Consider the following 15,125-nt stretch of genomic DNA (forward strand, 5'->3'; position numbering starts at 1 on the left):
AGGACAGGTGTTGAGTATCGGTCGCAACAGTAATCCTCCGGAGCCGGTGGTCGTCGAGCTGGAGTTGAAAAAAGCCTGTTCCCGCGTCAGTTTCTGGCAATTAAGCGTCAACTATGAAGACAGTTTCGTGGAGTATCTGTCTGCGGACAGAACCCTGCTTGCGAGCAAGTTTCTCGGCACGTCCTACAGCACGCCACAAAGCCTGCTGCATGAGGCAGATGGGATAAAAATCATCCGGATTGTCTGTCCGAAACCAGACTGGTTCTCCCTCGACACGATCAAAGTTAAATATTGATCAGGGTTCGGGCGAGACCGTGAAGCTCGGATGTCGGGTTGTAGCCGATCAACATCCATGCATGTTCGCGAACGGTCCAGTACACCACATTCATGTTGTGTCGACGTTCCTGCTCGACGGGAAGACTGCCACTGTTCGAGCGCGTCACGCATAGCGCAAGCGGTCCGTATCTGGCGTCCTGATAAACGATCTGCGCAATGGGTACGCCGTCGTATTCGAGTATTTGTGCACGCTTGAACACGGCGCCGGGCAGTTTCAGTTTCGCGGGCGAGAGGCTCAGGCCCAGTCGCGCATCGACGGATCGCAATTGCGCCAGCTGCGAGGCCTCGTCGGTGGGCAAGTGTTCGAGGGTCTGCGGTACATACAGCGCCATGTAGTCGCCCACCCGCGCGCGCCAGTTGTGCGCTTGCTGGGTCTGCCAAGTCAGGAACAACCGGTCTGCCGCCACCCCGGCGAGCGCCGCGCCGGCAGCGGCTGCACCGAGGAACCAGCGTCGGCTGAAACCGGGCTTCTGCGGTGATGGCGCGGCATCGAGCCGGGCCTGCAAGCGATCGAGCGGTGCCTGTTGCGCCAGTTCGTCGTAGGCAGCCTTGAACGGCAGGTTGCTGCGGCTCAGCCATTGCACCCGCAAACTCAGCAGCGGATCGTCGGCGATGAGGCTGTCGAGTTGGTCGCGCTGTTCGGGGGCCAGTTCATCGTCCAGATACGCCACCAGTTGCTCGTCGGAAGGCGTATTCATTGCCGGTCTCCTGCAGGGGTGTTCGGTACCGCTTGCAGCGGTGGGTATTCGGCCAGTTTCAGGCGCGCGGTGGCGAGGCGACTCATGACCGTGCCGATCGGCACTTGCAGGATCTCGGCCACTTCGCGATAGGACAGGCCTTCGACATAGGCGAGGTACACCGTTTCGCGCTGGGTTTCCGGCAGTGCATCGACGCGCCGGATCACCTGCGCCGCCATGACGTGGGTCTGCGCGGCGTATTCACCGTCGAACGTCAGTTGGCTGTCGGCGTCCACCACGCCCTGGCCCTGGCGCACCCGGCGGGCGCGCACTTCATTGAGCCAGATCGAATGCAGAATGCTCAGCAGCCAGCGATCCATGCGCGTGCCGGCCACGTACTGGCTCGAACGTTCAAGCGCCCGCACGCAAGTGGCTTGCACCAGATCCTCGGCCACATGCCGATTGCGCGACAGCAGCAGGCCGTAGCGCCACAGGCGCGCCAGATGTTGTCCTAGTTCGGCTCTGAAGGCCTGATCGCTGAAAATGTTCGCCTCCGCGTGTCGTGTCAGGTTTTCGATGAATCGTTGATGGCTTCGGCCAGGTCCCGGTATTCCTCGCAGGTCGTGCCGCAAATCTTCTGGATGTACTGCAACTGCTCCTGCGCCAGATCCACGCGCCCCTTGATGACATAAGCTTCGCCCAGGTATTCGCGGACTTGCGCGTACTGCGGATCAAGCTTCACCGATTGCAGGTAATAACCGATGCCTTCGTCGGTGCGCCCCAGTTTGCGCGTGGCATAACCGCGATAGTTGAGGGCCTTGGCGGTGTTCGGCTGTTTCAGGGTGTCGAGCAAGGCGAGGGCTTCTTCATAGCGACCGTCCTTGGCCAGGCGATAGGCGTAGTCGGTACGGTCGGCATCCGGCACCAGACTGCTGGTCTGCCGAACACATTTCTGCGACTTGCTGTCTAGCACCTGACCTTTCGGGCAGTTGGGTTTCTGCACCGGCTCGTCTTCATCGCCGTGAGCCAGGGCCAAAGGGCTGGAAAACATTGCGGCCATCAGCAACGGGGCGGCGAACATAACGGAACGGAAAGTCATGGGCAAGGCTCCATAGTGGGTCATGTCTGATGTTGAACACCGCAAGGTGAAGTTTTATTCATTGCTTTGTCAGATGCCATTCAAGGAAAGCTCAAACACGAGGGCTATGCTCGTGGCGTCTGTCGTCAATCCGCCGTTCTACCCTGGGAGTTGCGCCATGAAAGATCAGGTTCACCACTCCGCTGCCGCCGGTTACAAGACCGCTGCCGAAACCTACGTCAAAGGACGGCCGGACTATCCGCCGGCGGTGACCGAATGGCTGACGACAACCCTGGAGCTGAACGCCCGCAAGACCGTTATCGACCTCGGAGCCGGCACCGGCAAGTTCACCGGACGATTGGTGGCGACCGGTGCCCAGGTGATTGCCGTGGAGCCGGTGGCGCAGATGCTGGAGAAACTGTCTGCCAACTGGCCCGATGTCTTGGCCGTCAGCGCCATGGCGACGGATCTGCCGCTGCCCGACGCCTCGGTTGATGCGGTGGTCTGCGCTCAGGCCTTTCACTGGTTCGCCAGCACCGAGGCGCTGGACGAAATCGCCCGGGTGCTCAAGCCCGGCGGCAAACTCGGGCTGATCTGGAACCTGCGCGATACCAAGGTTGGCTGGGTGCCCAAGCTCGATGCGATCGTCAACGCTCTGGAAGGCGACACGCCGCGTTACTACACAGGCGCGTGGCGCAAGGTGTTCCCGCACCCGGCGTTCGGGCCGTTGCAGGCCGAGCATTTTTATCACGGCCATACGGGCTCGCCGGAAGATGTGATTTTCAATCGGGTGCGTTCCACCAGTTTCATCGCAGCGCTGCCAGATGCAGAGCGTGCACGGGTCGATGAACAGTTGCGGGCTTTGATCGCGTCCGATCCCGAACTGCGAGGCCGGGATGTGATGACCGTGCCCTACGAGACTGCCGCGTTCGTGGCGGTGAAGGGCGGCTAGAGTCCTGCATTTGGCCGAACCGCCGTTCTGAGGCCTTGATATAGTTCAGGCCTCATTTTCAGACCGGTAAAGGATTTCTGCCATGACTCAATACACCGCCTTCAGCGTCGAACTGGCCGACAACATCGCCCATGTGCAGATCAATCGTCCGGAAAAGATCAACTCGATGAACGCCGCGTTCTGGAGCGAAATTGTCGAGGTGTTCCAGTGGATCGACGAGACCGACGAAGTTCGGGTGGTGGTGCTCAGCGGTGCCGGCAAACACTTTTCCTCGGGTATCGACCTGATGATGCTGGCCGGCGTGGCCAATGAGCTGGGCAAGGACGTCGGCCGCAATGCGCGCCTGCTGCGCAAAAAGATTCTGACCCTGCAAGCCTCTTTCAATGCCGTCGACAAATGCCGCAAACCGGTGCTCGCCGCGATTCAGGGTTATTGCCTGGGCGGTGCCATCGACCTGATCGCCGCCTGCGACATGCGCTACGCTGCGGAGGATGCGCAATTCTCCATTAAAGAAATCGATATTGGCATGGCGGCTGACGTAGGCACTTTGCAACGGTTGCCACGGATCATCGGTGACGGCATGCTGCGGGAACTGGCTTACACCGGTCGTACCTTTGGCGCCGACGAAGCCCGCAGCATTGGGCTGGTCAACCGCGTCTACAGCGATAAGGACAGCCTGATCGAAGGTGTGATGGACATTGCCCGGGACATCGCCGGCAAGTCGCCGATCGCGGTCACCGGCACCAAGGAAATGATCAGCTACATGCGCGACCACCGTATCGACGATGGTCTGGAGTACGTTGCCACCTGGAACGCCGCCATGTTGCAATCCACCGACTTGCGTGTGGCCATGGCCGCCCATATGAGCAAACAGAAACCCGAATTTCTGGATTGAGAAACCATGACATCTCGCTGGACCACCGCAGTACTGGACACCGATCAACCGGGCGGCTGGGCCGTCGCGCGCAGCCCCGAAGGTTTTCTGTTCGATGACAACGGCGCGCTGTTCCCCCGGGAATGGCTCAAGCGCCAGGACTTGTCGATTCTCGCTGAACACGGCATTGGTCATCTTGATGGCGAGCCGGTCTACCTGTTGGAACTGCGCAGTACCAGCGAGGTGCCGGGTTGCAACTGGAAAGGTCTGCGGGCGTTCATGCTCGATGGCGATCACACCGTCTACAAAGTGCTGGGGTACGCTGCACAAATCGGCACCTGGGCCCGTGAACATCGGTTCTGCGGCAACTGCGGTCAGGCCATGACCCAGGTGCCAGGGGAGCGGGCGATGTATTGCCAGCCGTGCGACTTGCGCAGTTATCCGCGGATTTCGCCAAGCATGATCGTGCTGGTGACCCGTGGAGATGAAGTGCTGCTGGCGCGCTCACCGCGTTTCGTCACTGGGGTCTACAGCACACTGGCCGGGTTTGCCGAGCCTGGAGAGTCGGCCGAGGATTGCCTGATTCGCGAAGTGCGCGAAGAAGTCAGCATCGAAGTGAAGAACATCCAGTACATGGGCAGCCAGTGCTGGCCGTTCCCGCACTCGATGATGCTGGGTTTTCATGCCGAATACGCCGGTGGCGAGATTGTCTGCCAGGAGGACGAGATCGAAGACGCCCAGTGGTTCAACGTGCACGATCTGCCGCCCTTGCCGGCGTCCAAATCGATTGCACGTTACCTGATCGACGTCTACGTGGCGCGGCGCTTAGGCCACGCTGAACCAGTGCTGCCAGGCTAGACGCACGGTCAACCCCAGCACCACGGTGATGAACACCGGACGAATGAACTTGGCGCCGCCGCTGATCGCGGTGCGCGCCCCGAAGAAGGCGCCGACCATCACCGACAGGCCCATGCTCAGGCCGATGATCCAGTCCACCTGCCCGGAAAACACGAACACCGACAGCGCCGCAATGTTGCTGACGAAGTTCATGCTGCGCGCTACGCCGCTGGCCTTGACCAGATCGATCGGGTAGAGCAGCAGGCTGCTGACGGTCCAGAACGCGCCAGTGCCCGGGCCTGCCACACCGTCATAGAAACCGAGGCCGAAGCCCTGGGCCGATTGCCACTTCTTCTTGATCGGTGCGTCGCTGTCCAACGGTGCCTTCGGCGTGCCGCCAAACAACAGGTACAAGCCACAGGCGAAGACGATCACCGGCAGCATCTTGTTCAGCCACTCGGCTGGCAGATAGTGGGCGACGATGGCGCCGGTCAGCGCGCCGACCAGCGTGCCGACGATGGCGTGCATCCACTGCCTGGGATGAAACAGCTTGCGCCGGTAGAAGGTGAAGCTGGCGGTGGCCGAACCGAAGGTCGAACTCAACTTGTTGGTGCCCAGCACCAGATGCGGCGGCAAACCGGCGGTGAGCAGCGCAGGCGTGGTCAACAGACCGCCACCGCCGGCGATGGCATCGATGAATCCGGCAATGAAAGCGACAAGGGCCAGAACGGCCAGGGTGGTGAGGTCAACGCTGAGTTCGAAAGGCATGGAATCGGCTTATTCGGCAGGTTGCAGAGCTGGGCTGCGGGGAGGGCAGTCATGTTACTCATTTCCAGGTGTTGCGGCGACCCATAAGGCCCGGCCACCGACTGCCCAACTGTTGCCCAGCCAACACGCACCCAACAAATCACCCTCGCACTGCGCATCCCGATTACCTGAAACCCTAATAAAACCGGGCTTCAGAGGCTGGCACGCTTGCTGCTCTAGCTCTCTCACCTTCATCAACTGTCCCGAGGACACGCCAATGAGTCAGCAAGCCGTGAAATTTGCCTACTGGGTGCCGAACGTCAGCGGTGGGCTGGTGGTCAGCAAGATCGAACAACGCACCGACTGGGGCATCGACTACAACCGCAAACTGGCACAACTGGCCGAGGCGGCGGGCTTCGAATACGCCCTGACCCAGATCCGCTTCACCGCCGGCTACGGTGCCGAGTTCCAGCATGAGTCGGTTGCCTTCAGCCACGCGCTGCTCGCCGCCACCAGCAAACTCAAAGTCATTGCCGCCATTCTGCCCGGCCCGTGGCAACCGGCGCTGGCGGCCAAGCAACTGGCGACCATCGATCAACTCACCAACGGGCGGATTGCGGTGAACATCGTCAGCGGCTGGTTCAAGGGTGAATTCCAGGCCATCGGCGAACATTGGCTGGAGCACGACGAGCGCTATCGTCGCTCGGAAGAGTTCATCCGTTCGCTGCGAGGGATCTGGAGTCAGGACAACTTTACCTTCCGGGGCGATTTCTATCGTTTCGACAACTACAGCCTCAAACCGAAACCGCTGGGCCGCCCGGAAATCTTCCAGGGCGGCAGCTCCCGTGCGGCGCGGGACATGGCGGCACGGGTGTCGGACTGGTATTTCACCAATGGCAACAGCGTGGAAGGCATCAAGGCCCAGGTCGACGATATTCGCGCCAAAGCGGCGGCGAACCATCATTCGGTGAAAATCGGGGTGAATGCGTTTGTCATTGCCCGTGATACCGAAGAGGAAGCCAAAGCGGTGCTGGCGCAGATCATCGATCAGGCTGACCCCGAGGCAGTGAACGCTTTTGGGGATGCGGCGAAACAGGCGGGCAGGGCATCGCCGGAGGGCGAGGGCAACTGGGCGAAATCGACCTTTGAAGATCTGGTGCAGTACAACGATGGCTTCAAGACCAATCTGATCGGCACGCCGCAGCAGATTGCAGAGCGGATCGTGGCGTTGAAAGCGGTGGGTGTGGATCTGGTGTTGGCGGGGTTCCTGCACTTTCAGGAAGAGGTGGAGTATTTCGGCAAGCGAGTGTTGCCGTTGGTGCGGGAGCTGGAAGCCAAAACGCAATCGGTCCCGACTGCCGAAGTTGCCTGAGAATCCCTCCTGCACTTTGTGCAGGAGGGATCGGTTGAATTACAGACCCAGTTCAGACAACCCCGGATGATCATCCGGGCGCCGGCCCAGCGGCCAGTGGAACTTGCGTTCGCTCTCCTTGATCGGCATGTCGTTGATGCAGGCATAACGCTGGAACATCAGGCCATGCTCGTCGAACTCCCAGTTTTCGTTGCCGTAGGAACGGAACCAGTTGCCCGAGTCGTCGTGCCATTCGTAGGCGTAGCGCACGGCGATGCGGGTGTCGGAGTAAGCCCAGAGTTCCTTGATCAGACGGTAATCCAGTTCCTTGGCCCATTTGCGGGTCAGGAAGGCCTTGGCTTCCTCGCGGTTGTTAGCGAATTCGGCGCGGTTGCGCCATTTAGTGTCCAGGGTGTAGGCCAGCGACACGCGCTGCGGGTCGCGAGAGTTCCAGCCATCCTCGGCCAGGCGAACTTTTTCAATGGCCGATTCACGGTTGAAGGGTGGCAATGGCGGACGCACTTCGGCTGCAGTAGACATGTTTGTCTCCCGATCAAATTAACGATTTAACAACTTGTCGCTTATTGAGGCTTTACAGGTCCAATAACTTTCGCGCCATGCATTGCGCATTATCGGCGGCACTGTGATCACCCATCACAAGCGCTACGGTAATGGCGCCGTCAATCAGGATCAGCAACTGTCTGGCCAGCAGTTGCGGGTCCTCGGCACCATGTTCGGTACACAGCTCGCACACGTAGTCGAGCAGCTTCTGTTTGTGGTCTTTGGCGACCTGGCGCACCGGATCCTGCGGATCGCCGGTCTCGCCGCTGGTATTGATGAAGGCACAGCCCCGGAAGCCTTCCGAGGCGAACCAGCCCTTGAGCACGGTAAACAGATTGAGCAGGCGATCAGCCGGGGTTTCGGCCTGATCGACGGCGCTTCTGTACCAGTGCATCCAGCGCACGTCGCGGCGTTGCAGGGCGGCGACGGTCAACTCCTCCTTGCTGGCGAAGTAGCGGTAGATACTCTTTCTGGAAACACCGGCGGTTTTCACCAGAAGATCCATCCCGGTGGCAGCGATGCCACTTTTGTAGATCAACTTTTCGGTGACATCCAGAATGATGTCGCGGGTCGTGTCGTTGCTAGTGATTTCGTTCATGTGGCAAACAGTAGAACGATCGTTCTCCTTGGTCAAGCACTTATTTTGAAATGGCTTTCGCGAGCATGCTCGCTCCCACATTTGAAAGGCGACCCACTGTGAGAGCGACCCTGGGGGCGATGAAGTTATTACAGACACTCACAAGACCCGAGGGAGTTGATGGTGTAAGCTCTCGGGTTCTTCGGATTCGACCCATTGCGAGCCCTATGCCGTTGCTTTTCAAACGCTCTCTGCTGCCCAAGTTGCGCAGCTTTCCGCTGACCGCCGAGGCCGTGACCATTCTGTCCGGCGCCGCCGAGTTCCGTCGTTGCCTGCTGGAGAAAATCGCCCAGGCGACCCAGCGCATCTACCTCGTCGCGCTCTATCTGCAAAACGACGAAGCCGGTCAGGAAATCCTCGATGCCTTGCACGCCGCCAAGCTCAAGCGCCCGGAGCTTGAAATCGTTGTGGTCGTCGACTGGTTGCGCGCCCAGCGCGGTTTGATCGGTGCCGGCAAGCAACCGGGCAACGCCGCCTGGTATCAGGAAATGACCCGCACCCACCAGAGCGTGGTGCCGGTCTACGGCGTGCCGGTGCAGACCCGTGAGCTGTTTGGTGTGCTGCACCTGAAAGGCTTCGTAATCGACGATTGCGTGGTCTACAGCGGCGCCAGCCTGAACAACGTCTACCTGCACAAGTTCGACAAGTACCGTTTCGACCGTTATCACGTGTTGCAGAGCCGTGAACTGGCGGACTCGATGCACCATCTGGTCAAGCACGGCCTGATCGAATCCAAAGCGGTACATCGCCTCGACCTGCCGAACCTGCCGACCACCCGCAGCCTGCGCAACGACATCGGCGATCTGCGCAGCCGTCTCAAATACGCGGCGTATGACACCAGCGCCGGCAGCACGGCGCATACCGGCCTGTCGGTCAGCCCGTTGCTCGGCGTGGGCAAGAACAATCCGCTGAACCGGGTGATTCTGGAGCTGATCGCCAGCGCCCAGAAGCAACTGACCATCTGCACGCCGTACTTCAACCTGCCGCTGGGGGTGATCCGCGAGATCAACCGAGCGCTGGCACGCGGCGTGAAGATCGACATAGTGGTCGGCGACAAGACCGCCAACGACTTCTACATTCCGCCGACCGAGCCGTTCAAGGTAATCGCCGCGCTGCCGTACCTGTACGAGATCAGCCTGCGCCGTTTCGCCAAGCGGCATCAGCGCAATATCGACAACGGTCAGTTGAACCTGCACCTGTGGCGTGAAGGCGACAACAGCTATCACCTCAAGGGCATGTGGATCGACCAGCGCTACACCTTGCTGACCGGCAACAACCTTAATCCGCGGGCGTTCCGTCTCGATCTGGAAAACGCCCTGCTGATCGACGACCCGAAAGGCGAGTGGCTGGAGCCGCGTCGTCTGGAGCTGGAAAACATCTTCGAACACACCACGCGGATCGGGCGATTCCAGGACTTGGAAGCCTTGCCGGATTACCCGGCCGGGGTGGCCAAGTTCCTCAAGCGCGTGAGCCGGGTGCGGGTCGAGCGGTTGCTGTACCGGATTCTGTAACGGCGGAAAACAAAAATCCCCCGAACGCGCCAAACGCGTCCGGGGGATTTTTATGCGCAGAACTCAGTTCAGGCCGAGCTTGCCACGCAAGGTCGACAGGTCTTCTGCCAGGGTATTGACTGGCCCAACCAGCGCCTTGCGGTCGTTTTCCTTCACTTTGTCATAGGTCTCGAAACCACCGTCCTTGGTCTTGTACTTGGCCAGGACCTTGTCCACGGTGGCGAAGTTCTTGTCGACTTTGACAACGAAGGCCTTGTCCTGCTTCTCTATCTGCGGACGGAACAGGTCGACGATTTTCTTCGCGCCATCGATGTTGCCCTGGAAGTCATAGAGATCGGTGTGGCTGTAGCGGTCTTCTTCACCGGAAATCTTGGTGGCGGCGACTTCTTCCAGCAGTGCGGCAGCACCGCCCACGACTTTCTCGGGCGGGAAGGTCAGGCCGGCGACGCGGGTCTGCAGGTCCTGCACGTCTTTATCCAGTTTGTCGGCCAGATCGTTCAGACCCTGGGTGCTCTTCTCCGAGAACAGCGAGTACTCGAGGCGGTGGAAACCGGTAAAGTCTTCAGCCTTCACGCCTTTTTCGTGGTCGTCGACGCGGGAGTCGATGGACGCATCGAGGTCACTGAACAGCTCGGCAATCGGCTCGATCGACTCGTAGTAGACGCGGGTTGGTGCATAGAGCTTCTGCGCGGTCGACAGGTCGCCCTTTTTCACGGCGTCGGTGAATTGTTTGGTGTGGGTGCCCAGTTGGTCCAGTTGCTCGGTGACGTAGATCTTGTAGTCCGAAACCGGCCCGACCAGATCCAGCGGTGCAGTCGCCGCGAACGCCGACAGCGGGGTGTTGAGTAGACCAAGGGTCAGCAATAACGCGATGGGCGTCTTTTTCATGGGGGCGGCTCCTGTTGAATGCTATGCAGTTGTTTTTGGTTGGGTAGCGTTGAGCAGCGAGCGACCGATGAAATCCTTGTCGCCCGTAACACCCGGCAGGGTGAAGAAGTAACCGCCGCCGACCGGCTTGAGGTATTCCTCCAGCGGCTCGCCATTGAGGCGGGTTTGCACGGTGATGAAGCCTTTTTCCAGGTCGGCCTGGTAGCAGATGAACAGCAGGCCCATGTCGAGTTGGCCGTTCTTGTTCACGCCGTTGGAATAGTTGAACGGCCGGCGCAGGATCAAGTTGGCCTGGCTTTCAGCGGTGCGCGGGTTGGCCAGGCGGATGTGCGCGTCGAGCTTGGTCAGCTTGCCTTCCGGGTCCTTGCTGTAGTCCGGGACTTCGGTCTCATGGCTGGCGCCCATCGGTGCGCCGGTGGTTTTGACCCGGCCGATGATGCTCTCCTGTTCCTGCAATGGCGTGCGGTCCCAGCGTTCGACGAAGTTGCGGATGATCCGCACCGCCTGATAGCTGCCGTGTGCCGCCCAGGCCGGCTCGTCGCTGCCCGGTTGCACCCAGACGATGCGATCCATGGCTTTGCCGTCGTTGGAATCCGGGTTGGCCGAACCGTCACGGAAACCCAGGAAGTTACGCGCCGATTGCGCCGGCACACCGGGTTTGGCCGGGGCTTGCGGCGGCACGCTGCCTTCCTGCTTCCAGCGCACCAGCAGCAGGTCCGGCAGGTTCTTCACGATATCGCGCAGGGCGTGGATGTTGGTGTCGGCGGTGTTGGAGCAGAACTGCAGGCTCAAGTCGCCGTGGCAGCAGTCGGCTTCCAGCGCATCGTTGGGGAAGCCGACCATGCGGATCAGGCGCTTGGGCTTGGCGGCGGCGAGGCCGAAGCGCTCGTCGAACAGCGACTCGCCCACGGACACCGTGATAGTGAGGTTGTCCGGGGTGACCACCGGGCCGAGGATGCCGGAATCCGGCGGTGGCAATTTCGGGTCGATCTGCGCCACCGGGCCGCCCTTCATCAGGAACGCGATGCGCTCGTTGAGGGTGCGGAACAGGCGTTCGAGATCTTCACGGTCGCTGGCCAGCACATCGAACGACACCAGCATGCCGGACGCCGGGCGCGGGGTGACGATGCCGGTCTGGTGCACACCATGAAAATCATGGTGATCCTGGGTCTTGTCACTGCTCGGCGCTTCGGTCACCTGCGCAGGGGCGGCTGCCATGGCCGGGCAGCTCAGGGCGGTACCGGCCAGAGCGACGCCGGCGGCGCCCATGCCCATCAGTACGCGACGGCGTTGCAGGTTGAAGTGTTCGGAATCGTTCATCGGTATTCGTCTTCTACTTACAGGCCGGAGAGGCCGAGGGCGGGATCGATGGCGTCGAGGGCATCGGCCAGAGCCTTGGCCTTGTCGGCGATCTGTTTGCGTTGTTCACCGCTGACGGTGTCGTAACTCGCGTAGCCGTCCTTGACCTTGAAACCGTTCAGCGTGGTATCGAAATCAGTCAGCGCGCTGTCGATTTTCGGCAGCAGGTCGGCGGCGGATTTCGTCAGCAGTGGCCGCAGCAGCTCGACGACTTTGTGCGCCGTCTCCAGGTTCGCCGCAAAACCGTTGAGGTCGCCGTGGCTGTAGCGTTCCTCTTCGCCGCTCGCAGCGCGCACGTCGGCCAGGGTGTTGAGGTTGCGCACGAGGATTTCCACCAGTTGCTCCGGCGGCAGCGATTGGGCCAGCAACTGTTGTTTCAGCGTGGTGACGTCGCCCAGCAGGCGTTCGGCAATCGGCGACAAACCGTCGAGATCGCGTTGCTGGAACAGCGCGTACTCGATGCGATGGAAGCCGACGAAGGCCGGGTCCTGTTCGCGTTTTTCAAAGTAATCGGCGCGGGCGTTGATGCTGTTGTCCAGTTCCGCCAGGCGTTGTGCGGCCGGGGCCAGACGCTGATACGCCGCGCGGGCCGGCAGGTACGCCGCTTGGGCCTGAGCCAGATCACCGCTGGTGATTGCCTGATTCAGCGCCGTGACGGCTCTGATCAGCGCGCTGCTCTGGGTGGCCAGATACACGCGGAATTCCGACAGCGGCCCGACGAAAGCGACCATCGATGGCTTGGCCTTGGCGGCAGCATCCGAGGCAGCGGTTGGCGTTACATGCAGCACGCCGCGCGGGTTGCTCAGCAGGCCGCAGGTGATGGCGTAGTCGCCGGGTTGCAGGTTGGCGTTGATTACCTGGCTAAGGCCCGGCGCGATGTTTTCGCGTTCTTCGATCACCAGCACGCCGTCGAGAATTTCCCATTCAACCGCCCGGTCGGAGCGGTTGACGATGCGGAAACTGGCGCGGCCCGCAGGTACGCTCAGCTCGTTCGGTTCGCAACTGCCGGGGTGGATGTTGACCACCACTTCGTCATGGTTGTGCTGACGCTTGGCCGCAGCCATTTTCGAGGCGTAGTAGAACAGGCCACCGGCGGCGATCATCACGACCACCGAACCGGCCACCGCCCAGCGCAAGGCGCGGGGAGGGGAGGCCTGAGGGATATTAGGCTTTGACATGGAGGCCCTTATTGGCTGGAAACGGAATTCGAGGCGGCGGCTTTGGGCGCCGGGGTGGAGGACGGATAGAAGAACATCACCAGCGCCACCACCAGATAGATCAGGTACGCGCCGAGGGTGCTGACGGTCGGTGCATCCTGATAACCGAACATGCCGGCCAGCACCGAGCCCAGCGGGCCGTCCATCGGCAGCGTCGCGCTGAAGTCGAAGAGCACGGTTTGCAGGTGATTCCAGACGCCGGCTTCATGCAGTGCCTGCACCGAGTTGGAGAGGATGCCGGCGGCGACCACTAGGATGAACAGCCCGGTCCAGCGGAAGAACGCCGACAGATTCAGGCGCATGCTGCCGCTGTAGATCAGGAAGCCGACGACGATGGCCAGGATCAGGCCGAGCAGGGCGCCGATCGGCGCGCCCGGTCCTTCGCTTTGCTGGAACACGGCGAGCAGGAAGAACACCGTTTCCAGGCCTTCCCGGGCAACGGCGAAAAACACCATGGCGATCAGTGCGATGACCTGATGCTTCGATGCGGTCAGCGCATGATCGAGGGACGCCTGCAGCGAATGCTTGATTGAACGCGCGACCTTGCGCATCCAGAACACCATGGAACTGAGAATCCCCACGGCCACAAGGCCGACCACGCCTTCGAACAGCTCCTGCTGTTTCTGCGGGAATTCGGCGCTGACCAGTTCCAGGCCACCACCGACCAGCAACGCCAGCGCAGCAGCGAGAAACACGCCGATCCACACGGCCGGCATCCATTGGCCACGGCCGGTCTGTTGCAGGTAGCTGGCGATAATGCCAACGATCAGCGCGGCTTCAATGCCTTCACGCAGCATGATCAGAAAGGGAACGAGCATTCGGCATCCACTGTGTAACGAAATGAGGTTACAAGTTGTAACATAATGAAAGTCATTCTCACATGCTACTCATTGACATTTACCTGAACGGTAGCTGAACAGGCTTGAAGATCAACCATTCTCAAATACGCAACGGACATTCCTGGATGGAGCGAGCCGTGCCAGGGCAGCTGCGTTAAGATGCCTGCCACCCGAACAACAACAGGATTTGCCTCGATCCATGTCGGAAAAAGACACCATCGCCATTCAACTGGTGCGTGAAGCACTGCAGCAAAGTTGTGCCCCGGGCGTGGCCACGGAAGAAGTCTTGAACAAGGTCGGCATCGATCCGGTGCTGCTGCTCACCGATGACGCCCGCGTCCCGGCCGGCCAGTACGCACGGTTGTGGCGACTGCTGGCGCGGCGCGGCGATGACGAGTTCTTTGGCATGGACCCGCGCAAGCTGAAGTCCGGCAGCCTGGAATTCCTCTGCCGCAGTGCGATGGCCCAGCCGAATCTGGCGGCGGGGCTGAGCGCGGGGTTGAGTTTCCTGTCGTTGATGCTCGAACGCATGCCGGCGCAACTGGTGCACCAGCAGAGTCTGGCGGAGATCGTGCTTCTGGAAGAAGATCCGGAACCGCGCCGCGCCTTCACCTATTTCACTTACTGGATGATCGTCCACGGCGTGGCGTGCTGGCTGGCGGGGCGGCGGATTCCGATTCTCGCCATCGAACTGCGCTGCCCGGCGCCGGACTTCTGTGATGACTATCGGGTGATGTTTTCGGAGAACCTGCGCTTCGACCGGCCGCGTACGCGGATGATCTTCGCCGCCGACGTGCTGGATCTGCCGATCAAGCGCAGCGCCGAGGAGTTGAAACGCTTTCTGGCCCATGCGCCGGCCAACATTCTGGTGAAGTACCGCGATCCGGAAAGCCTCGCCAGCCGGATCAAGCAAGATCTGCGTCAGTTGCCCGCCGATCAATGGCCGGAAACCGAAGCCCTGGCCCAGCAACTGTGCATGTCGGCCTCGACCCTGCGCCGGCGTCTGTCCGAAGAAGGGCAGACCTATCAGGGTTTGAAGGACAGCGTACGCAAGGAACTGGCGATCACCTGGCTGGCGGAGCCTTCGATCAGTTTTGCCGAGATCGCCACGCGGCTGGGGTTTGCCGATGCGAGCTCGTTCTACAAGGCGTTTCGCAAGTGGTCGGGGACCAATCCGGGGCATTACCGCAGCCTGATCCTGAACGAAGCGGTCTGATCCTCGATTCGACACAAACCTTGGCCAAACCAGTCATCCATCTTG

17 protein-coding genes are annotated in these 15,125 nt (G+C 60.8%); 7 read left to right on the forward strand and 10 right to left on the reverse strand.

From position 1 onward, the window contains the following. The first annotated feature begins 10 nt into the window (after window positions 1-10). Entirely contained in the window at window positions 11-295 is a 285-nt protein-coding gene (locus NH234_RS14605) for a hypothetical protein (RefSeq protein ID WP_367253183.1), read from the forward strand. Here NH234_RS14605 and NH234_RS14610 read toward each other — a convergent pair. The 3 genes from NH234_RS14610 to NH234_RS14620 form a co-directional block, all read right to left on the reverse strand. Next, window positions 285-1,034, reverse strand: coding sequence for an anti-sigma factor (locus NH234_RS14610; protein ID WP_367253184.1), 750 nt, complete (start codon window positions 1,032-1,034; stop codon window positions 285-287). The two genes, NH234_RS14605 and NH234_RS14610, sit on opposite strands and share 11 nt — an antisense overlap. Continuing rightward, window positions 1,031-1,489: a sigma-70 family RNA polymerase sigma factor gene (locus NH234_RS14615; protein ID WP_256575995.1), complete on the reverse strand. Its 459-nt coding sequence runs from the start codon at window positions 1,487-1,489 to the stop codon at window positions 1,031-1,033. The genes NH234_RS14610 and NH234_RS14615 overlap by 4 nt, the downstream gene beginning before the upstream one ends. An 89-nt stretch (window positions 1,490-1,578) precedes the next feature. Beyond that, complete coding sequence (locus tag NH234_RS14620; protein WP_085730834.1) at window positions 1,579-2,112, reverse strand: tetratricopeptide repeat protein; 534 nt, start codon at window positions 2,110-2,112, stop codon at window positions 1,579-1,581. A 157-nt stretch (window positions 2,113-2,269) separates the two neighbouring features. Between NH234_RS14620 and NH234_RS14625 the strand changes: the two genes are divergently transcribed. The 3 genes from NH234_RS14625 (at window position 2,270) to nudC (ending at window position 4,775) form a co-directional block, all read left to right on the forward strand. Continuing rightward, window positions 2,270-3,043 (forward strand): class I SAM-dependent methyltransferase, encoded by a 774-nt coding sequence (locus tag NH234_RS14625; RefSeq protein ID WP_085730835.1) that lies wholly within the window; start codon window positions 2,270-2,272, stop codon window positions 3,041-3,043. An 82-nt stretch (window positions 3,044-3,125) separates the two neighbouring features. Then, a complete protein-coding gene (locus NH234_RS14630; protein ID WP_367253185.1) occupies window positions 3,126-3,938 on the forward strand; it encodes a crotonase/enoyl-CoA hydratase family protein in 813 nt (270 codons plus the stop codon). A 6-nt stretch (window positions 3,939-3,944) separates the two neighbouring features. Continuing rightward, a complete protein-coding gene (gene nudC, locus NH234_RS14635) occupies window positions 3,945-4,775 on the forward strand; it encodes an NAD(+) diphosphatase (protein WP_367253186.1) in 831 nt (276 codons plus the stop codon). On the opposite strand, the gene NH234_RS14640 is transcribed toward nudC, so the two are convergent. After that, the gene (locus tag NH234_RS14640; RefSeq protein ID WP_367253187.1) at window positions 4,743-5,522 is read right to left on the reverse strand and encodes a TSUP family transporter; all 780 of its coding nucleotides are present in this window, start codon (window positions 5,520-5,522) and stop codon (window positions 4,743-4,745) included. The two genes, nudC and NH234_RS14640, sit on opposite strands and share 33 nt — an antisense overlap. Before the next feature lie 256 nt (window positions 5,523-5,778). Here NH234_RS14640 and sfnG point away from each other — a divergent pair, with 256 nt between their 5' ends. Further along, entirely contained in the window at window positions 5,779-6,873 is a 1,095-nt protein-coding gene (gene sfnG / locus NH234_RS14645; protein ID WP_367253188.1) for a dimethylsulfone monooxygenase SfnG, read from the forward strand. Between the two features lie 39 nt (window positions 6,874-6,912). Here sfnG and NH234_RS14650 read toward each other — a convergent pair whose 3' ends face one another. Beyond that, window positions 6,913-7,392: a nuclear transport factor 2 family protein gene (locus NH234_RS14650; protein ID WP_085709991.1), complete on the reverse strand. Its 480-nt coding sequence runs from the start codon at window positions 7,390-7,392 to the stop codon at window positions 6,913-6,915. Window positions 7,393-7,444: 52 nt separating this feature from the next. Further along, on the reverse strand, window positions 7,445-8,011 hold the full coding sequence (locus tag NH234_RS14655) for a TetR/AcrR family transcriptional regulator (protein WP_085730840.1): 567 nt from the start codon (window positions 8,009-8,011) through the stop codon (window positions 7,445-7,447). A gap of 206 nt (window positions 8,012-8,217) precedes the next feature. Here NH234_RS14655 and pssA point away from each other — a divergent pair, with 206 nt between their 5' ends. Next, window positions 8,218-9,561 (forward strand): CDP-diacylglycerol--serine O-phosphatidyltransferase, encoded by a 1,344-nt coding sequence (gene pssA, locus NH234_RS14660; protein ID WP_367253189.1) that lies wholly within the window; start codon window positions 8,218-8,220, stop codon window positions 9,559-9,561. 63 nt (window positions 9,562-9,624) lie between these two features. Here pssA and efeO (NH234_RS14665) read toward each other — a convergent pair whose 3' ends face one another. From efeO (NH234_RS14665) to efeU, 4 genes are read right to left on the reverse strand one after another with little or no spacing between them, the layout of a single operon-like run. Further along, window positions 9,625-10,449 carry an iron uptake system protein EfeO gene (efeO, locus tag NH234_RS14665; RefSeq protein WP_367253190.1) on the reverse strand — a complete coding sequence of 275 codons (825 nt, stop codon included), beginning with the start codon at window positions 10,447-10,449 and terminating at the stop codon, window positions 9,625-9,627. A 21-nt stretch (window positions 10,450-10,470) separates the two neighbouring features. Further along, a complete protein-coding gene (efeB, locus tag NH234_RS14670; protein WP_085730843.1) occupies window positions 10,471-11,769 on the reverse strand; it encodes an iron uptake transporter deferrochelatase/peroxidase subunit in 1,299 nt (432 codons plus the stop codon). 17 nt (window positions 11,770-11,786) lie between these two features. Then, complete coding sequence (efeO, locus tag NH234_RS14675) at window positions 11,787-12,986, reverse strand: iron uptake system protein EfeO (protein WP_367253191.1); 1,200 nt, start codon at window positions 12,984-12,986, stop codon at window positions 11,787-11,789. 8 nt (window positions 12,987-12,994) lie between these two features. After that, the gene (efeU, locus tag NH234_RS14680) at window positions 12,995-13,843 is read right to left on the reverse strand and encodes an iron uptake transporter permease EfeU (RefSeq protein ID WP_367253192.1); all 849 of its coding nucleotides are present in this window, start codon (window positions 13,841-13,843) and stop codon (window positions 12,995-12,997) included. Window positions 13,844-14,063: 220 nt separating this feature from the next. On the opposite strand from efeU, the gene NH234_RS14685 reads away from it, so the two are divergent. Next, the gene (locus NH234_RS14685; RefSeq protein ID WP_367253193.1) at window positions 14,064-15,080 is read left to right on the forward strand and encodes an AraC family transcriptional regulator; all 1,017 of its coding nucleotides are present in this window, start codon (window positions 14,064-14,066) and stop codon (window positions 15,078-15,080) included. The last annotated feature ends 45 nt before the right edge of the window (window positions 15,081-15,125 follow it).

It is taken from the genome of Pseudomonas sp. stari2, assembly GCF_040760005.1.
Classification (GTDB): Bacteria; Pseudomonadota; Gammaproteobacteria; order Pseudomonadales; family Pseudomonadaceae; genus Aquipseudomonas.